Annotated in this window: 10 protein-coding genes; 6 read left to right on the top strand and 4 right to left on the bottom strand. The window is 75.3% G+C overall.

Annotated elements, in window-relative coordinates:
• Positions 1-3: 3 nt before the first annotated feature.
• From FR742_RS30740 to FR742_RS30730, 3 genes are read right to left on the bottom strand one after another with little or no spacing between them, the layout of a single operon-like run.
• Complete coding sequence (locus tag FR742_RS30740; protein ID WP_148034175.1) at positions 4-2,775, bottom strand: LuxR family transcriptional regulator; 2,772 nt, start codon at positions 2,773-2,775, stop codon at positions 4-6.
• Complete coding sequence (locus FR742_RS30735; RefSeq protein ID WP_148034174.1) at positions 2,772-3,779, bottom strand: HEAT repeat domain-containing protein; 1,008 nt, start codon at positions 3,777-3,779, stop codon at positions 2,772-2,774. The genes FR742_RS30740 and FR742_RS30735 overlap by 4 nt, the downstream gene beginning before the upstream one ends.
• Positions 3,776-6,034 carry a protein-arginine deiminase family protein gene (locus FR742_RS30730; RefSeq protein ID WP_148034173.1) on the bottom strand — a complete coding sequence of 753 codons (2,259 nt, stop codon included), beginning with the start codon at positions 6,032-6,034 and terminating at the stop codon, positions 3,776-3,778. The genes FR742_RS30735 and FR742_RS30730 overlap by 4 nt, the downstream gene beginning before the upstream one ends.
• 177 nt (positions 6,035-6,211) lie before the next feature.
• Between FR742_RS30730 and FR742_RS30725 the strand changes: the two genes are divergently transcribed.
• The 4 genes from FR742_RS30725 (at position 6,212) to FR742_RS30710 (ending at position 12,675) form a co-directional block, all read left to right on the top strand.
• A complete protein-coding gene (locus FR742_RS30725) occupies positions 6,212-9,061 on the top strand; it encodes a BTAD domain-containing putative transcriptional regulator (RefSeq protein ID WP_148034172.1) in 2,850 nt (949 codons plus the stop codon).
• Positions 9,062-9,226: 165 nt separating this feature from the next.
• Positions 9,227-9,940 carry a calcium-binding protein gene (locus tag FR742_RS30720; RefSeq protein WP_148034171.1) on the top strand — a complete coding sequence of 238 codons (714 nt, stop codon included), beginning with the start codon at positions 9,227-9,229 and terminating at the stop codon, positions 9,938-9,940.
• Between the two features lie 225 nt (positions 9,941-10,165).
• A complete protein-coding gene (locus tag FR742_RS30715) occupies positions 10,166-11,530 on the top strand; it encodes a hypothetical protein (RefSeq protein WP_148034170.1) in 1,365 nt (454 codons plus the stop codon).
• On the top strand, positions 11,527-12,675 hold the full coding sequence (locus tag FR742_RS30710) for an ARPP-2 domain-containing protein (protein WP_148034169.1): 1,149 nt from the start codon (positions 11,527-11,529) through the stop codon (positions 12,673-12,675). The genes FR742_RS30715 and FR742_RS30710 overlap by 4 nt, the downstream gene beginning before the upstream one ends.
• On the opposite strand, the gene FR742_RS30705 is transcribed toward FR742_RS30710, so the two are convergent.
• Positions 12,632-13,042: a hypothetical protein gene (locus tag FR742_RS30705; protein ID WP_148034168.1), complete on the bottom strand. Its 411-nt coding sequence runs from the start codon at positions 13,040-13,042 to the stop codon at positions 12,632-12,634. The genes FR742_RS30710 and FR742_RS30705 overlap by 44 nt on opposite strands.
• Before the next feature lie 137 nt (positions 13,043-13,179).
• Here FR742_RS30705 and FR742_RS30700 point away from each other — a divergent pair, with 137 nt between their 5' ends.
• Positions 13,180-14,976 carry a serine/threonine-protein kinase gene (locus tag FR742_RS30700; protein WP_148034167.1) on the top strand — a complete coding sequence of 599 codons (1,797 nt, stop codon included), beginning with the start codon at positions 13,180-13,182 and terminating at the stop codon, positions 14,974-14,976.
• 12 nt (positions 14,977-14,988) lie between these two features.
• Positions 14,989-17,877, top strand: coding sequence for a BTAD domain-containing putative transcriptional regulator (locus FR742_RS30695; protein ID WP_261808827.1), 2,889 nt, complete (start codon positions 14,989-14,991; stop codon positions 17,875-17,877).
• Positions 17,878-17,931 lie beyond the last annotated feature (54 nt).

Below are 17,931 nucleotides of genomic sequence, written 5' to 3'. Positions count from 1 at the left end.
CGCTCAGCCGCCCGCGAACCGCGCGGCCAGCTGAGCCCTGGAGCGGACCTGCATCTTGGGATAGATGTGGCTCAGGTGGTACTCGACCGTCTTCACGCTGACGACGAGCTCGCGGGCGATCTGGCGGTTGGTCAGCCCCTGCGCGGCGTGCCGGGCGACGGCGAGCTCCTGTGTGGTGAGCTGCCCGGGCCGGCTCGGGGCCGTGCGCGCCGGGCCGCCCACCCCGCACGCGGCCAGCTCGCGCTCGCACCGTTCGAGATGGGGTTCGGCGCCCAGCTCGGCGAGCGTGGCGCGGGCCCGTCGCAGGTGCGCGGCCGCCGCCGCCCGCTTGCCCATCCGCCGCAGGCAGGCGCCGTAGCCCAGCTCGGCGCGGGCGCGGTCGAACGGCCGGTCCAGCCCGCGCAGGAGCTCCAGCGCACGCTCGAACGCGGCGATCGACGGGCCGGTCTCGCGCCGGGCGGCGTGCAGGCCGCCCCTGGCCCGCGCGAGAGCCGCCAGCGCCGACGCGGTCGTGGCCTGGGACTCGGCGGCGACCAGCCGGGACTCCGCCTCGTGCGGCCGTCCCAGCGTGACCAGCGCCTCGACGAGCAGGTCCGCCCAAGGAAGCAGGTCGTGCCCGGGAGGCGGGGTGTCGGCCACGGCCTCGGCGTCCCCGCGCGCCGCGGCGACGTGCATGGCGGCCGCCGCCGCGTAGCCGCGGAACAGGTCGCCGCCCCTGCCGTCGCCGGTCATCGCCCGCAGGTGCGTCTCCGCGTCCTGCCACGCTCCCCGCGCGGCGTGCACGAGCACCTGCGCGACATGGCAGATCGGGGCGAGCAGCACGTGCCCGGCGTCGCGGGCCAGCCCGGCGGCGTGCGCGCCGTCGGCCAGCGCCCGGTCCCAGTCGCCCCGGTGGTATCCGACCTCGGCCAGCGTGCTGTGGGCCAGCAGCCGCATGCGCAGCGGCAGCGGGTCGTCCGCGGCGAGCACGTTCTCCAGGTCCCGCAGCGCGCCGGGCAGGTCGTCCAGCCGCAGCCGCACGGTCGCCCGCCCGACGAGCGACTCCAGCTCCCAGCCCGAGGCCGCCGGGAGCCGGGCCAGCTCGCGGAGCGCCTCGTGTTCCCTTCCCGCCAGGCACATGGCCTGGGCCGAGACGCAGCGTACGAAGTCGAGCGCGACCGGTCCGGCGGAGCCGCCCAGCGCGCCGGCGCTCCAGGTGAGCGCGCTCCGAGAGTTCTCCCGGACCAGGCACAACAGCGCCCGCTGTCCCGCCACCTTCGCCGCAAGCGCGGCGTCCGCCCCGGTAGTCACCCGGACGGGGTCTGCCCCCGTAGTCGCCCGCGCGGATTCCGCCCCCGTAGTCGCCCGGGCGGGGTGAGTGTTGGTGGCATCCGCCAGTGCGGCGTCCGCCTCGGTGGTCGCCTGGGCGGGATCTGTTTCGGTGGCTGTCCAGGCCTGGTCGAGGAGGGTCTCGGCCTCGTCGGTGCGTCCCGCGTTCAGACGTAGCAGCGCCAGGAGGTAGGCGCGCCACGGGGAGACCTGTCCGCCGGTGACACCGGGGGGCAGCACGCTCGCGTCGCCGTCACCGACGATGATCCGGCACTCGGCCGCTTCGAGCGCGTACCTTTCTCGGTCCGCGGCGGACGCGGCCAGCCGTGCGGCGTCGGTCAGGTGCCGGGTGCCGTCCAGCAGGGCACCGCAGGCGGCGCGGCGGCGACCGGCGGCGGCCAGCTCGGCGGCCAGCCGCCCGTCCGGGCCGACCGTGCCCGCGGCCCGGTGGCGGAGCCTCTCGGAGCTGTCCTGCACCAGCTCGGCCGCCCGGCGGTGCAGCGCGGCGCGCCGGGACGGGCCAAGCCGGGCCTGGTACACGGCCGCCCGCACCAGCGTGTCGGGGAACGTGATCTGCCCGGTGCCGATCTCCTCGCGCAGCAGCCCCGCGCCGATGGCCTCCTCCAGCGCGATGAGCGGGTCGGCGACCTCCGCGACCTCGGCGGCGGCGTGCAGCGAGCACCGGTCACCGAGCACGGCGGCCCCCGCCACCAGCGCTTCCCCCGCCGTCCCGCAGGCCCGCGAGGCGGCCAGGACCCGGGCGGTGACCGGGTACGGCGCAGGCAGGTCCACGCCGGGGTCGTCCAAGACGCCGGCGGGCACCTGGGCGAGCAGCGTGCGGACGTGCAGCGGGTTGCCTCCGGTGTGCGCCCGCAGCCGGGACGCCGCCCAGCGCGCCGGGCGGCGCCCGCGCAGGCTCTCGCACAGCTCGGCGACGGCCTCGGTGTCCAGCCCGGGAAGGGGGACCCGGACGGTCCCGTCGGTGTCGAACAGGCGGCGCGTGCTCTCGGGGATCGACGGAGCGGCCGGGTCGCGCACGATCATGATGACGAGCAGCCTGACCGGCCGCGGCCGGCGCAGGGCGCGGGCGATCGTCTCCAGGGAGGCGGGGTCGCCCCACTGCACGTCGTCCACGATCAGCAGGACCGGCTCGTCCCCCGCCCCGGCCAACTCGTCCAGCAGGGCGGCGACGGGCGGCGGGCCCGCGCGGACGCCGGCGCCCAGCAACTGGGCGAGGAGCGCGTACGGGAGAGTCGCCTCGGTCTCCGCGCCCGCCGCGCGCAGCACCCGCGCGTCCGGTGCGGTCGCGGCGAACCGCTCGGCCAGGGCGGTCTTGCCGATGCCCGGCGGTCCCGAGACGACGGCCAGGTTGCGCCGCCCCGGCTGCGCGTCCCGCAGCGCCTGCCGCAGCACCTGGAGATGGGCCCCGCGATCGACGAAGACGTCGTGCTGTCGTGGTCCGTTCATGTCACCCCGTCCCCGTTCCGGGCCGCGCCTCTGGTGATGCGGCGGCCCCAGTCCTTCGCGACGCGGCGTACGGCCGCGTTCCGGTGCCCGGCGGCGGCCCGCGCCAGGGCCTCGTCCGCCGGTCCGCGTGCCGGCGTCCGGAGTGCCACCCTGGCCAGCAGGAGCCTGGCCAGTGCCGTGGTCAGCTCCAGGAGCACCGCGTCGTCCTCCTCCGCCCCGAGTCGGTCCGCCAGTTCGGCCTCGCCGACCGCCGGCACGCCGTGCCCGGCCACCTCGGGCGACTGCCACAGGTATCCCATGGCCCTGATGGCGCTCTCCCGCAGCGCCGGCTGCGCGGTGTCCGGGCGGGTCGCGCGCAGGAGCTGCTCGGCGGCGCGCGGGTCGCCGAGCCGGCCGAGCGCCATCGCCGCGCTCCCCCGTACGGAGACCAGCTCGCGCCGGTCGGCGAGCAGCCTCTGGTTGAGCGGGACGACACCGGGGTCGTCGCGGTGCGCGAGCACGCCGAGCGCCCCCACGGCGAGCAGCCGCTCGTCCCCGCTGTGCCGTTCGGTGACCTCGTGGAACAGGGGCTGGACGGCCCGCCGGTCGCGCAGCTCGATCAGGGCGCCCGTGAGGATCTGCGGGCCCGGCCCCGGCGCCGTCTCCCGCGTCTTGGTGAGGATCTCCAGGATCGCGGGCACGAGGTCCGGCCGGGCACGGGGCCGCATCGCCGCGATCATGTGCGCGACCCGTCCCGGCGCGGCGGCAGGGCCGGGTGACCGGCTGTGCACCGGGTGGTCGCGCATCAGGCTCAGGATGTCGTCGTGCAGCGTCCGCTCGCGCAACCAGGCGAGGAGGATGCCCGCGACCAGGGCCTCGCGCCAGTCGCGGGACGTCTCCCTGCTCCGGAGCCCGTCCTCGGTGGTGTCGTCCGAGGCGAGCAGCGCGTCCCGCGCGGTCACGTAGCGGTCGCCGGTCTCCTCCATGCACGTGCGGAAGAGCGCCTCGAACTCGTCGCCGGTCATGATGTCGTCTCCCACCAGTAGGGACCCGCGTAGGCCTCGTCGGCCTCGGCCGGGACGCGCTGGACGTTGGTGGCGCAGTGCACGCCGCCCGAGAACACGTGGTACGGGGACCAGGCGTCCACGAACCGCACGCGCAGGCAGAGCGAGGAGAGCACGCTGAGCGTGTACGCCTCGAACAGGTCGACGGTGTCCTCCGGGATCCACACCCGCGTCCAGGCCGCAGCCGTCGCGCCGCCGGCGTCGAACAGGCCGGGGCGCCGGTTCTCGGGTGCGCCGGTGATCCGGCTCTCGGTCACCCCGAAGGTCCGCGCCATGTCGGACACCCGGGTGCCCTGCCGCGCCCAGTGCCGGTGCCCGCGCAGGCGCGCCAGCCGACGGGACGACAGCCGGGGCGCGCCCACGGCGTCGAGCACGCGCGCGACGTCCGCGGCGGCCATGCGCGGCCCCTCCTGCCGGGGGGCGACGACGGTCCGGTCCAGAACCAGGACGTTCGCCAGGTTCGGGGTGAGCGCGGTGGTGCGCGCGTGGACCTCCTCCCCGCTGATCATGCCGAGCTGGTGGGGGACGAGCGTGTCGAGCGCGTGGAACAGGACGGGCACCTGGACGGGCTCCTCACTCGGGCCGAGCCGCAGGCCGTCGCACAACCGCTGCTCCATGGCCAGGAGGCGGTTGTTGAGCTCCTCGTTGGTGTCCTTGTGCGTGGTGAGCAACTCGCGCACGGTCATCGTGGCGGGGGAGAGCGTGACCTGACCCCGCTCCAGCCACTCCCGGCCCCGGAACATCGCGGTGAGACCCGCTCCCCGGCGCCGGTTCAGGTGGTCGGCCTCCTCCAGCAGTGCCAGCGCCAGGCCGGGGGACGCCATCAGCAGCCGGGAGCCGGAACCGGACGGGCCCGCCGGGACGACGGACACGATCTCGTCGACATGCCCGACGGACAGCCACGAGGTGTCGAGGGGCAGGAGGGCCTGCGCACCCTGGGCCTCCAGGAACCTGCGGTAGTCCGGCCGCAGCCGGCGCACGTAACGCACCCGCAGCCGCCCGCCGCCGGGGCGGACGTGGAAGACGCGCTCCTTCCCGGACGCCTCGTCGCGGACCCGCCACCCGGGGCCGGGCGCGAGGGGCGAGAAGGAGACCGAGGGCCGCAGCGGGAAGTCGGCCTCCGCGAACGCCCGGAGCACCCGGCACGACCCACCCGCGTCCAGGTCCATGGCCAGGCAGTCCGGGAGCTCGAACGCCGGACGGTCACTCTCGCCGACGATCATCTTGCCGAAGAGGGCGGGACCCTGCGGCGGCACGGCGGGACCCGCCACGCCCCGGGGCAACCCGGGGGTGGCGGCGCCGACCGGCGGCGACAGTTCGAGGTTGCCGGGCTGGTCAGTGCTGTCTCCGCGACCGGGGGCGGTCAGGTCGCCGAAGAGCCCGGCGCCCGGCTCGGGAAACGTCCGCTTCAGCCAGGTGGACAGGGCGCCGCCGCGCGGGCTGCTCAGGGCGACGCGCATCCACGTGCGCGGGCTCACGCTGTAGCCGAGCTCGAAGGCGTCCTGGGGCCAGATGTCGGCGTACCGGTTCCCGTCGAGCACCCGCAGCATTCCCACCGTGCCCGGCGTGACGACGGGGTCGTCCGGGTCCAGGGGAGCCGCGGCCGGTCCGTACACGCTCCTGATCGCCTCGGCCAGGTCCTGGATGAAGGCGACCGACTCGAAGGAGGCGGCGCGGGTGTACGTGACGTACACCCGCTCCACCGGCCGCACGTTCGACATCAGCAGGAACGGCGCGATCCTGAGCGCCAGCGTCGCCCCGTTCCCGGACAGGCAGCCGTCCGGGCCGTGGCGCAGCACTTCGAGCACGACCTCGCCGGCGGCGAAACCGGGAGCGCCCGGCAGCGCGACCGCCTCGACCAGCAGGCCCCCGTCGCCGTCCGGCCCCCGGACGAGCTCATGCCGGCCGGTGTCGCCTGCCGGGTCGGCGGCGGCGCCCATGACGCGGACCCAGCCGCCGTCGGCGGCGAGGCCGAAGACGCGCACCCGCCGGTGGTCCTGCGGCCGGAGCCGCAGGACGAGCGGCTCGGCCGCGGAGCCGGGGAACCATGATCCCGGCACCGTCAGCTCCGTCAGGTCGCTCCGGTCGCCGGGCCCGTCGACGACGTCGTCGAACGCGTCCAGGTGGTCCCCGCGTACGGCCGAGGCCGGGACCTGCCCGTCGACGTCGAGGTTCGCGAGCACGATGATCGGGACGCCGTTCGTTCCGAAGGACATCTCATCAACCCCCCTTGGGCGGCATGTCCGCCCCCCTCGGGGCAAGCATGACCGCCAGGGTTGGACAGACCGCTGGACTGCCCGCTGGAGTGGTGGCCGGAGGTGGAAAGGCCTTTGTACGGAGGCCTCGAAGCGGTCTATGTTTACGGGGGATTGCTCAACGCACCGGGAGACGGCATGGGCGATCGTGGCCGCACCGTCACCTTCGAGGTGCTGGGGTCACTTCGGGCCTGGCTCGGAGAGTCCGCGCTCGCCCTCGGCTCGGTCCAGCAACGCACGGTGCTGGCGGTGCTCCTGCTCAACGCCAACAGGTCGCTCACCCGCGAGCAGCTCATCGACGCCGTGTGGGGTGAGTCGCCGCCCACGTACGCGCTGAACCTCGTGCAGAAGCACGTCTCCGGGCTGCGCCGGGTGCTGGAGCCCGGCCGCTCCCCGCGGACCCCGTCCCGGGTGCTGGCCTGGACCGACGCCGGCTACAGCGTGCTCGTCCCGCCCGGCGGGCTGGACCTTCAGGTGTTCGAGTCCGAGGTCGCGCGCGCCCGCGCGGCGCGCGCGGAAGGCGATCTCCAGCGGGCCTCCGACGTGCTGCACGCGGCGCTCAAGCTGTGGCGGGGGCCGCTGTGCGAAGGGCTCGTCGGCCCCGCGCTGACCGCCGAGCGGGAGCGGCTCGGCGAGCGCCGCGTCGACGTCCTGGAGGACCGGATCGACCTCGACCTGGCTCTCGGCCGCACGCTGGAGGTGGTCAACGAGCTGCGGCTGCTCGTGGCCCAGCATCCGCTGCGTGAGCGGCTGCGGGTCCTGCTGATGCTGGCCCTGTACCGGTCGGGCCGTCAGGCCGAGGCGCTGGCCGCCTTCCACGAGGCGCGCCGCCACCTGCTCGACGAGCTGGGCGTCGAGCCGGGGCCGCAGCTGCGGCGCGTGCACGAGCAGATCCTGGCGGCCGACCCCCAGCTCACGACGGCCCCGGCGGTCCGGCGCGGGCGGCTGCCCTCACCCGCGCAGCTCCCGTACGGCCTGCCGGACTTCACCGGGCGGGAGGCCGAGCTGGCCCGCCTGGACGTGCTGTGCGCCGGTGGCGGCTCCGCCCGGCCGGTGGTGATCCACGCGCTCGCGGGCATGGGCGGTGTGGGCAAGACGGCGCTCGCCGTCCACTGGGCGCATCGGGTGCGGCACCGGTTCCCCGACGGTCAGCTCTACGTCAACCTGCGCGGTTTCGACCCCACCGGGGCGGCCATGCGGCCGGCCGAGGCACTGCGGGGGTTCCTGGACACCTTCGCGGTGCCGCCCGAGCGGATCCCGGTGACCGTCGAGGCGCAGGCGGCACTGTTCCGCAGCCTGGTCGCCGACCAGCGGATGCTGCTGATCCTGGACAACGCGGAGAGCGCCGAGCAGGTCCGGCCCCTGCTGCCCGGCTCGGCTCAGAGCGTGGTGGTGGTGACCAGCCGCGATCAATTGTCCGGGCTCGTGGTCAGCGAGGGCGCGCAGCTGCTGACGGTGGACACCCTGTCGACCGAGGAGTCCCGGGCGTTCCTGGCGCGCCGCCTCGGCGCGGCGCGGGTCGACGAGGACCCGGACGCGACCGGGGTCCTCATCGAGAGGTGCGGCCGGCTGCCGCTGGCGCTGGCGATCGTGGCCGCCCGCGCGGCGGTCCGCCCGGCCGTCCCGCTGAAGACGCTGGCCGGCGAGCTGCGGGTGGCCAGGGGCGGGCTGGACGCGTTCCGCAGCGACGACCGGGCGACCGACATGCGCTCGGTCTTCTCCTGGTCGGTGCACCGGCTCGCCCCGATGGCGCAGCGCCTGTTCAGACTGCTGGCGCTGCATCCGGGGCCGGACATCACGCTCTACGCCGCCGCCAGCCTCGCGGGGGTGCGCCCGGCGGACGCGCGGGCCGCCCTGGCGGAACTCGTACGGGCGAACCTCGTCAACGAGCACAGGCCGGGCCGGTTCACGCTCCATGACCTGCTGAGGGCGTACGCGGTCGAGCTGGCAGGGACGCTGGAGACGGAGGCCGACCGGCGCGCGGCGGTCGGCCGCGGCTGCGACCACTACCTGCAGACCGCCTTCCCCGCCGACCGGCTCATCAACCCGCTCAGGGACCCGCCCACCGTCGAGCCGCCGCGGCCCGGCGTCATCCCGGTGGACCTCACCACCACCGAGGAGGCGATGACCTGGTACGCCGCCGAGCACGCGGTGCTCATCGCCGTCGTCGAGCAGGCGGTGGCGCACCGGCTCGACGTGTGCGCCTGGCAGCTGGGCTGGGCGCTGTCCACCTACCTCGACCGGCAAGGACACTGGCGTGACCTGAAGACCGTGCAGCTCGCCGCCCTGACCGCCGCCGAACGCGCCGGCGACCGCCTCGGCGAGGCGCTTTCGCACCGCGGCGTGGCCCGCGGCTGCGCGCGGCTCGACGAGTACGACGACGCCGACCGGCACCTGAGGGCGGCGCTGAAGCTGTTCAACGCGCTGGGCGACAAGGCCGGGCAGGCGTACGCGCACCGCAACCTGGCCGCGCTGCTCGAACCCCAGGGGCGGGACGCGGAGGCGCTCCACCACGCCCAGAAGGCGCTGAAGCTCTACCGCGCCGTCGGCCACCGGGCGGGCGAGGCGGACACGCTGAACGCCGTCGGCTGGTTCCACGGCCGGATGGGCGACCACCGCCAGTCGCTCGTCTGCTGCGAGGAGGCGCTCGCCCTGCACCAGATGCTCGACGACCTCGGCGGTCAGGCCCAGACCTGGGACAGCCTGGGCTTCGCGCACCACAGCCTCGGCGACCCCGGGCAGGCGGCGGCCTGTTACGACCAGGCGCTCAGGTTGTTCAGGGAGCTCGGCGACCGGTACAACCAGGCCACCACGCTCAGCCGGCTGGGCGACGTCCGGGAGGCGACGGGGGCCGGGGACGCCGCGCTGGAGGCGTGGAACGAGGCGCTCGCCATACTCACCGAGATCGGTCACGCCGCGGCGCAGCAGGTCAAGGCCCGGCTGGCGCGGCACCGCGCGGAGCGGGCGGCCTCGCCTCCGCTGTGGTGATCCCCCGGTACGGGCGTGCCGGGACGTCGGCGTCGCCCGGAGCCGGGCGGGCGCGGGCCTAGGGACCTCCCCTGGCCGTCGCCGGAGGCGGTGCGGGGGGCGCGGAACCTACCGTCCTGTGGATGTGAGCCCGGCACGGTCCGGGCGGTCGACAGGAGGAAGATCATGATGCGACGGCATCTGGCCATGGCCGCGGCGGCCCTGGTGACGGTGGGGATGGCCGCGCTGCCCACGTCCGCGGCCACGTTCGCCGACGTCGGCACCTGCACGCTCGTCGCGGGCGAGCTGCGCTACACGGCGGACGCGGGCGTCGCCAACGAGGTCGAGATCAGGCAGGACGGCGTGCGGTTCGTGGTCGAGGACAACGCCGGAGAGGTGGTGGCGGGCACCGGCTGCACGGCCGCGGGCTCCAACGCCACCGTTCCGGCGGCACAGGTGACCCGGGTCCGCGTCCTCCTCGGCGACGGCGACGACAGCGCCGACGTCAACGTCCAGCGGCGCGCGGTCATCCGCGGCGGCGCCGGCGACGACGAGCTGCTCGGCGGTCCGGAGAACGACGACATCCGCGGCGGGGCAGGCGCGGACGAGGTGCGCGGCCAGGGCGGCGACGACCAGATCCGCGGCGAGGCGGACGACGACGAGCTCCGCGGCGGCGACGGGAACGACACCGCGCGCGGCGGGGGCGGCGCCGACGACGTGCGCGGCGGGAACGGGAACGACGAGCTCAACGGCGGCGCCGGGGACGACGAGCTGCGCGGGAACGCCGGCGACGACGAGCTCAACGGCAACAACGGGAACGACGACCTCAACGGAGGACCGGGCACCGACGACTGCAACGGCGGGCTCGGCACCGACACCGAGGCCGGCTGCGAGCCCTAGTGAGCGCCGGCTCACCTCCCGCCCCCGGGGAACCGGCGGGCGGGAGGCGGCCGGGCCGGCCGACGGCAGAATGCGGATATTTCGTCGCTCGTCCGGCTGCCGCCCGGTAAGGTCCGGGAGCAGCCGGTCGCGGGACTCAGGCGCGACTTCCGGAACCCGCCTATGAAGCGATGCTTCGCAGTTCGTGCCCCCACTCCCCGGCCGGCGCCGTCATCCCGGGGAGCCATGGACACCTACGCCGACCTGATCGAGTGCGAGGACGTGCTGCTGTTCGCGAACGCGGCCATCACCTCGACCGGGCAGCGGGAGTTCCGCGCCACGGCGGGCGAGCAGCGGCTGTCGCTGGACTTCCTGCACCGCTACATCCACGGCAACTATCCCGATCTGTACGCGGCCACGCTGGCGCTGGACGTCAACGACCACAACGCCGCGATGATCATCCACAACGTGCTGAAGGCCCGCGGCGACGGCCCGCTCATCTCCTGGCGGCTGGCCAGGATGAGCCCGCCACGCGTCTACCGGCTGTTCGGTGAGCTGCGGCGGGACGGCGTGAACAACCGGCGCACCAGGGCGGTCATCCGCGACTGGCTGCTGGCCCGGCCCGACCTGGCCTTCGACGCGGTCAAGTACCGCTCCGCGATGAAGGCGGCGGTGCGTCACGCGCACCTGCGGCCGCCGGGCGAGCTGGGCGACTTCCTGTTCGCGCCGCACCGGCGCGCCCGCTTCGACACCCCGGTGCTGGAGGCCTGGCGCCGTGCCCACCACGAGAAGCAGGCGCTGTACGAGCTGCCGTACACGGTGGCGGAGGGGTTCGCGGCCCGGCACGGCATCCCCAGGGCGGTCTTCCTGGAGCGGATCGCGCCCCGCCTGACCCGTTCGGAGCGGCTGCGGCTGGCCGGCGCCCATGAGCGTGCGGGGATCCGGGACAAGGCCGATCTGGCGGCCATGCCGCTGGTGCGCGCGGCCTCGTACGTGCTGTCGCTGCCGTACGGCGAGCGGCGTCAGCACGTGGCGGCGCTGCGCGCGGCGGCGGCGCGGGCGGCGGGGCCGCGGCGGGGGACGTGGGGGAGCGTCGCGGCGGTGCTGGACGACAGCTTCTCGTCGTTCGGCTCGCCGGTGAAGCGGCGCAGGCCGCTGGCGGTCGCGCTGGCCTGCCACTACCTGCTGGAGGCGCTGGCCGGGTCCTACCGAGGGCTGTGGGTGTCAGGGCTCGCCGACCCGGTGATGGCGCGGCCGGACGGGCCGACGCCGCTGGGACAGCGGGTGCTCGACGCGCTCGACCCGCGGCCCGACCGGCTGGTCATCGTCTCCGACGGGTGGGACAACGCGCCTCCCGGGCTGGCCGCCGAGGTCCTGCGGGTCTGGCGGCGCCGGCTCGACCCGGCGGGCGGGGTACGCGTCGTGCACCTGAACCCGGTGTACGACGCGGAGCGGTTCGAGGTGCGCAGGCTGTCGCCGCTGGTTCCGACGGCCGGGATCCGCGACGCCGAGGACCTGCCGGCGTTGGTCGAGCTGGCCGGGTTCGCGCAGGGCCGCACCGGGCCGGCCGAGCTGCGCGCGTACCTGGAGGAGAGGGCGGCGGCGCGATGATCGACCTCGCCGGGCTGGAGACCCGGCCCGCCCAGACCTGGGGAGCGGTGCGGCTGGTGCCGCTGGTCCGGCCGGAGCCGATCCTCGACCTGCGGCTGCACGCCCGGGTGTACGGGGACGAGCTGAGCGTTGTCGGCCTGCCGGACAAGTCGGTGTACGTGGCGTACGTCCCGCACGCGTTCGTGGCGTCGTGGACCGGCGACGGGAGCCCGGCCGCAGCGTACGGCACCCAGCTCGGGGAGCCGCTCGACCGCATGGACGTCAGGTTCCGCCGGCGGATGGCCAGGCGCGTGGACAAGAACCGGCTGCGCTTCCTGCCCCTGCACCTCGCCCTGGAGGGCTACCTGGCGCTGCACTTCCGCGGGCCGGTGATCGCCTGGGCGGAGTGGTCACGCCAGGCGGTCGCGCGGGGGCTGTCGCCGCGCGCCGAGGACGCCCGCACCGGGGCGGAGGTGCGCGGGCTGGAGGACGCGCTGCGCGTCTTCGAGATCCACCCCGGCCAGTGCGGGCTGCTGCTGTACGCGGGTGACACGCTGGCGAGCGCGTTCGTGGTGCCGCATCCTGACGACTACCGGGCGCTGCACCCGACCCTGGTACGCGATCTGTACGGGGAGCTCATCCACGAGTACGCGACGTTCTACCCGGCCCGTGACTTCCCCGCGGTGATCGACGAGAGCCGGGTCTCCTCCCTGGCGGACCTGCGGGCCGAGGCGGCGCGGCAGGAGCGGGAGTGGGCCGGCTTCCACGACTCGGTCATGGCGGCGGGCCTGCTGGGCTCGCCGGACCGGGTGGAGGAGGTGTACCGGCTCGGCGGGTTCCGGCTGCGGCGTTTCCTGCCGGCCTTCGACCGCCGGGCGGAGAACCACATCGGGGAGACGATCACCGCCGAGGACGGGCGGCTCGCGTACCTGAAGACCTTCAGGCTGTCGCAGGCCCAGGTGCGGCGCGGCCACCTGCTGCGCGTGCTGCACGAGCACGACTGGCGTCTGGAGGACGCCGCCGCCGCTCTCGGCGGCACCGCGGCCCAGCTCGGGACGCGGCTGGAGCGGGCCGGGTTCGGCCACCTGCTGCGGCAGGACGTGCTGGACCGGTACCGCAGGGTCAACGGGCACAGCCGGCGAACTCGTCCAGCCGGCGGAGCATGACGGCCAGCATGGCGGGGAACATCGCCACGTGCGCCGCGATCATCACCCCGTGACCGTCGATGAGCCCCAGCCACAGCAGCGGGAAGAGCGGCACGGCCGGTGCGAACATGGCGGCGCACATCTCCAGCGTCGACCCCCAGCCGTGGCCGCGGAAGCGCATCCACACGGCCATACCGATCGACATGTTGAGCGCCATGAGCAGGTACGCGGCCTCCGGGTGGGTCGCGTACGAGACGTGCACGCCGGCCATGGACCAGACGAGGTCCAGGAGGAACATGCCGGCGAACATCGCGATGATCATTTCGATGTAGTGCAGGGCGAATCGGCCCCAGTTGCGGCCTGTGGCGCGTGCGGTCGTCTCTGACATGTCTCCGACGGTGACGCCGTACGGGGAAGACGGGGAGGGGAGGGCGGGCTGCTGGTCTGGAAACTTGGGATCCTCGTCTTTCGGACACGGATACACGCCCCGAGCGGGACGATCCGGACCTGGCTATCGTGTCTGCGGTGAGCGATCGGGTCATCGGCGGGTACGCGTTGCGGCGCGTCCTCGGTCGCGGCGGCATGGGCGAGGTGCACCTGGCCGCCACCCCCACCGGCGGGCTGGCCGCCGTCAAGGTCATCCACCCTAGGCTGGCCCGCGACCCCGCCTTCCGCCGCAGGTTCGAGCGCGAGGTGGCGGCCGCGCGCCGGGTCGCCCGGTTCTGCACCGCGCCCGTCCTGGACGCCGGCATCGACGGCGACGTCGCCTACCTCGTCACCGAGTACGTGAAAGGCCCCGACCTGGCGCGGGCCGTGCGCGACCAGGGGCCGTTGTCCGGGGGCAACCTGGAGGCGCTGGCGGTCGGCATCGCCACCGCGCTGAGCGCCATCCACGGCGCCGGGGTGATCCACCGCGACCTCAAGCCGTCGAACGTGCTGCTGTCGCCGCTCGGGCCGCGCGTCATCGACTTCGGCATCGCCCAGCTCGTCGGGTCCGACACCAGCCAGGCGATCCTCGGCACACCCGCGTTCATGGCGCCCGAGCAGGCGCGCGGCGAGACCGTCGGGCCGTTCACCGACGTGTTCGCCTGGGGCGGGGTCATCGCGTTCGCCGGCACCGGCCGCTCCCCGTTCGGCGGCGGCTCCCCTGGCGAGGTGCTCAACCGCGTCGTCAACGAGAGGCCCCGCCTGGACGGGCTGGACGACGGCGTCCGCGGGCTGGTGGAACAGGCCCTCGCCAAGGACCCCCGGGCCCGCCCGCCGGTGTCCCGCCTCCTCGCCGACCTCCTCGGCGGCCCCCCGACCAGCCCCGCCTCGGCCACCGAAGCCGTCGAGCGCACCTGGACCACCCCCCTCACCCGCCCCCCGTCCCCTCCCCACCTCCCCCCAGCGCCCCCGTCCAGCGGATCTCCCGCGAGTCCGCAGGCTTCTCCCACCTCCCGGGGTGCGGTTCCGTACGGGGACGTCTCTGGGGCGGCGGGTGGCTCGCCCGCGCTGCGGGGCGCCCCTGAGCGGACGGGTGCTGCCGCTGAGGGCGGCGATGCGGTTCCGTACGGCGGGTCTGCTGTGAGTGCGCAGGGTGCCCCTGCCTCTCAGGGTGGGGGTGCGGTTCCGTACGGCGGATCTGTTGTGAGTGCGCAGGGTGGTCCTGACTCCCAGGGGGCCGTCGGCGGTGCGCGTAAGAAGGGGAGGGGTGGGGCGCAGTGGCGTTGGTGGGTGGGCGGGTTGGTGGCGGTGGTCGTGGGTGTGGCTGTTGCGGGGGGCGTGTTGAGGGGGGAGGCGTGGCCGTACGAGAGTGGGTTCGCCGATGGGTGGGAGGTGGGGGCGTCGGAGGCGGGGACCGCTGAGAAAGACGGTTCCGGGTATGTGCTGGCCGTCGAGGACGGGTGGCGGTTGTGGAAGTCGGCGCCGCGGCGGGAGCCCGGTGGCGGGGTGGTCGTCAGCGCGAAGGCGGAGTTGCGGGAGGGCGCGGGCGAGTACGGGGTGTGGTGCCACGGCGGCTCGGGTGGCCGGTACGAGTTCGGGGTCAGCGGCGCGGGCCGGGTGGCGATCGTCAAGCGCCGCACGGGGCAGGAGGGCGTGGTTCTGTACGGACCGGAGAAGGCGGCGTCCGAGGGCACGAACCGGGTCGTCGCCGAGTGCGCCGGTGGCGACGGCGAGGTGACGCTGCGGATGTGGCTGAACGATCGCCTGGTGGCCGAGGCCACCGACGCGGAGGCGCCGCTGGGTCCCGGCATGGCGGGGGTGCACGCCGCGCCGGAGGCCGGGAAGGCGGTGCGGGTGCGGTTCGAGTCGTTCGCGCTGCGACCGGCGCGGGGCTGAGGGACGGTGGGCGTGCGGTTCGGGCTGCTGGGGCCGCTCAGGGTCGGGGACGGCGGGGAGCCGGGCCCGGCCAAGCACCGGGCGCTGCTGGCGGCGCTGCTCCTGTCGGCGGGTACGGCGGTGCCGGTCGAACGGCTGATCACCGTGCTGTGGGGCGACCGGCCGCCCGCGTCAGCCGAGTCGGTGCTGCGGGTGTACGTGAGCGCGCTGCGCAAGCTGGTCGGGGGGATCACCACCGTGCCGGGCGGTTACCTGCTGGCGGTGGACCGGGACGAGATCGACTGCCACCGGTTCGAGCGGCTCGTGGGGGAGGCCAGGAGGATTCGGGAGGCGGGCGGGCACGTGGAGGCGGCCGCCCGGTTCAGGGAGGCGCTGGCGCTGTGGCGGGGGGAGGCGCTGGCGGGCGTCGACAGTGCCGAGCTGCGCCGTACGCATGCCGTACCCCTTGAGGAGTCGCGCCTGACCGCGCTGGAGGAGCGCGTGGACCTGGACCTGCGGCTGGGGCGCGGCGGTGAGGTGGTCGGCGAGCTGCGGGCGCTGGTGAACTCCCACCCGTTGCGTGAGCGGGGGTGGGCGCACCTGATGGCGGCCCTGCACCAGGCGGGGCGGCGGTCGGAGGCGCTGGCGGCCTACCAGGAGGCGCGGCGGGTGCTGGTCGACGAGCTGGGGCTGGAGCCGGGGCCTGAGCTGCGGGAGGCGCACGACCGGGTGCTCGCGGGCGAGGTGGTGGCACCGGCCCGGATCTCCACGACCCCGCTCGACGAGCTGCCGCCGGATATTTCGGATTTCACCGGTAGGCGGGACGTCCTCTCCTGGGTCACCCGGTGGGCCCGCGACACCACGACAGGGAACACGGACGGCACTGGCGGTCCCGCTGCGGGTTTCTCAAACGGTGGTTTCGCCACGGGCTCTGGAGGCGGTGGCGGTGGTCTCGCTTCGGGTGCCGGGGTGGTGGGGGTGGCGCGGGCGCCGGTTTGTCTGGTGGTGCACGGGCCCGCCGGGTGCGGCAAGTCGGCCGTGGCCGTGCGGGCGGCGAACCTGCTGGAGCCCGGCGACGGGAGGCTGTACGCGGTGCTCGGCGAGCGGGCGCCGGGGGCCGTGCTGGAGGACCTGCTGCGGTCGCTCGGCCGGCCCGACGGCGCGGTGCCGCCGGCGCTGGACGAGCGGGTCCGGCTCTACCGCCGGCTCACCTCGGCCCGGCGGCTGGTCGTGGTGCTCGACGACGCGGCCGGCGAGACGCAGGTGCGTCCCCTGCTGCCGACCGGCCCTGGCAGCGTGACGATCGTGACCAGCCGCTCGCCGCTGGCAGGGTTGGAGGCGGCCAGGCCGTACGAGCTGGGGGTGCTGGATCCGGACGAGGCGTTAGAGATGCTCGCTGGGGTGGCCGGCCGCGACCGGGTGGCGGCCGAGCCGGAGGCGGCGCGAGAGATCGTCCGGCTGTGCGGCGGACTGCCGCTGGCGCTGCGGATCGCCGGGTCGCGGCTGGCCAGAAGGTCCGGCTGGACGGTCGCCCACCTGGCCGGGCGGCTCGGCGACGAGCGGCGCAGGCTGGACGAGCTGAGCGCGGGCGACCTGGCCGTGCGCGGCAGCCTGGCGCTCGGTTACCGCGGGCTGGCGGAGCCGGAGCGGCGGCTGCTGCGCGAGCTGGGCGCGTTCACGGCCCCCGACTTCGCCCCGTGGGTGCTGGGCGAGGACCTGGAGCCGCTGGCCGAGGCCGGGCTGCTGCAGTCGCGCGGGCTGGACGAGGCGGGCCAGGAGCGGTTCGGCCGGCACGACCTGACCAGGCTGTACGCGGCCGAGCGGCTGGCGGAGGAGGGCGGGCCCGGCCCGGTGCTGGCGGCCAGGGCGGCGGAGATCCTCGACCGGACCAGGCGGGCCAGGGCCACCCTGCTGCCCGCGGAGCCCGGCTCCGGCCGGACGCTCGTCCGTACCGCCGAACAGATCCTGGAGACGGGCCGGCTGCGCCAGGAGGCGCGCTGGCTGAGCGCGGAGCGCCGCTTCCTGGTCGCGGCGGTCGGCGACTTCTTCCGTGCGGGCCTGTACGAGGCCGCGTGGCGGCTGGCGTTCTACCTGACGCCGCTGTTCGAGCTGGCCGGCCACCACGACGACTGGCATGCCACGACCGCGACCGGGCTGGACGCGGCCAGGGCGGCGGGCCACCGGCAGGGGGAGGCGCTGCTGCTGCGCGGCCTGGCCGATTTGCACCGGGCGGAGGGGAGGAACGACGCCGCGGCGGCGGCGCTCCGGGCCGCCCAGCCGCTGGTGGAAGGGCTGGAGCTGGCCCGCATCACGCTCCGGCTCGGGTTGGTCGAACCCCGCAGGGCCGAGGCGGAGCGGGTGCTGCGCCGGGCGCTGCACGTCTTCGGCCAGGCCGGTGACCAGCGCGGCAGGGCCGACGCGCTGCGGGCGCTGGGCGCGCTGCTGTCCGGCCGGGAGCCGCTGGAGGAGAGCCTGGCCGTCTACCGCGAGCTGGGCGACCCGCGCGGCGAGGCCGAGGCGCTGCTCGACCTGGCCAGGCTGCACCTGGGGGCGGGCCGCCGCGCCGAGGCTCGGGCCTGTGCGGAGCGGCGGGTCGCGATCAACCGGCGGCTCGGCGACCGGCTGCCCGAGGCGTCCGGACTGCTGGTGCTCGCCCGCGTCGCCCGCGCCGAGGGGCTGCCGGACGCCGCCGAGGACTCGGCCGGGCAGGCGCTGGAGACCTTCACGGTCTACGGGGACCGGCGCGGTTCGGGTGCGGCCCTGCTCGTCCTGGCGGAGTCGTACCTGGACATGGAGAAGATCGATGAGGCGGTTGAGGCGCTGACGCGTGCTATGGGAGAGTTTGACCGGCTCGGTGACGAGCTCGGCCGCGCGGCGGCCGAGCGGCTCGCGAGCGAGGCCCGCGGGAGGCGGGGCGTTTAGCCCGCTATGCGGATCCTGAATGTCGCCTCGCTAACGTTCGGGCCCTGAGTTCAG

Source organism: Nonomuraea sp. C10, from assembly GCF_008017515.1.
Lineage (GTDB): Bacteria > Actinomycetota > Actinomycetes > Streptosporangiales > Streptosporangiaceae > Nonomuraea > Nonomuraea ferruginea.
Note: the sequence above shows the minus strand (reverse complement) of the source record. Positions and strands in the feature narration are given on the sequence as shown.

Bases quoted from the DNA above. Each gene is read 5' to 3' on its own strand.
- FR742_RS30715 (WP_148034170.1), top strand. From the start codon at position 10,166: ATGGACACCTACGCCGACCTGATCGAGTGCGAGGACGTGCTGCTGTTC.
- FR742_RS30720 (WP_148034171.1), top strand. From the start codon at position 9,227: ATGATGCGACGGCATCTGGCCATGGCCGCGGCGGCCCTGGTGACGGTG.
- FR742_RS30730 (WP_148034173.1), bottom strand. From the start codon at position 6,034: ATGTCCTTCGGAACGAACGGCGTCCCGATCATCGTGCTCGCGAACCTC.
- FR742_RS30735 (WP_148034174.1), bottom strand. From the start codon at position 3,779: ATGACCGGCGACGAGTTCGAGGCGCTCTTCCGCACGTGCATGGAGGAG.
- FR742_RS30710 (WP_148034169.1), top strand. From the start codon at position 11,527: ATGATCGACCTCGCCGGGCTGGAGACCCGGCCCGCCCAGACCTGGGGA.
- FR742_RS30725 (WP_148034172.1), top strand. From the start codon at position 6,212: ATGGGCGATCGTGGCCGCACCGTCACCTTCGAGGTGCTGGGGTCACTT.
- FR742_RS30705 (WP_148034168.1), bottom strand. From the start codon at position 13,042: ATGTCAGAGACGACCGCACGCGCCACAGGCCGCAACTGGGGCCGATTC.
- FR742_RS30740 (WP_148034175.1), bottom strand. From the start codon at position 2,775: ATGAACGGACCACGACAGCACGACGTCTTCGTCGATCGCGGGGCCCAT.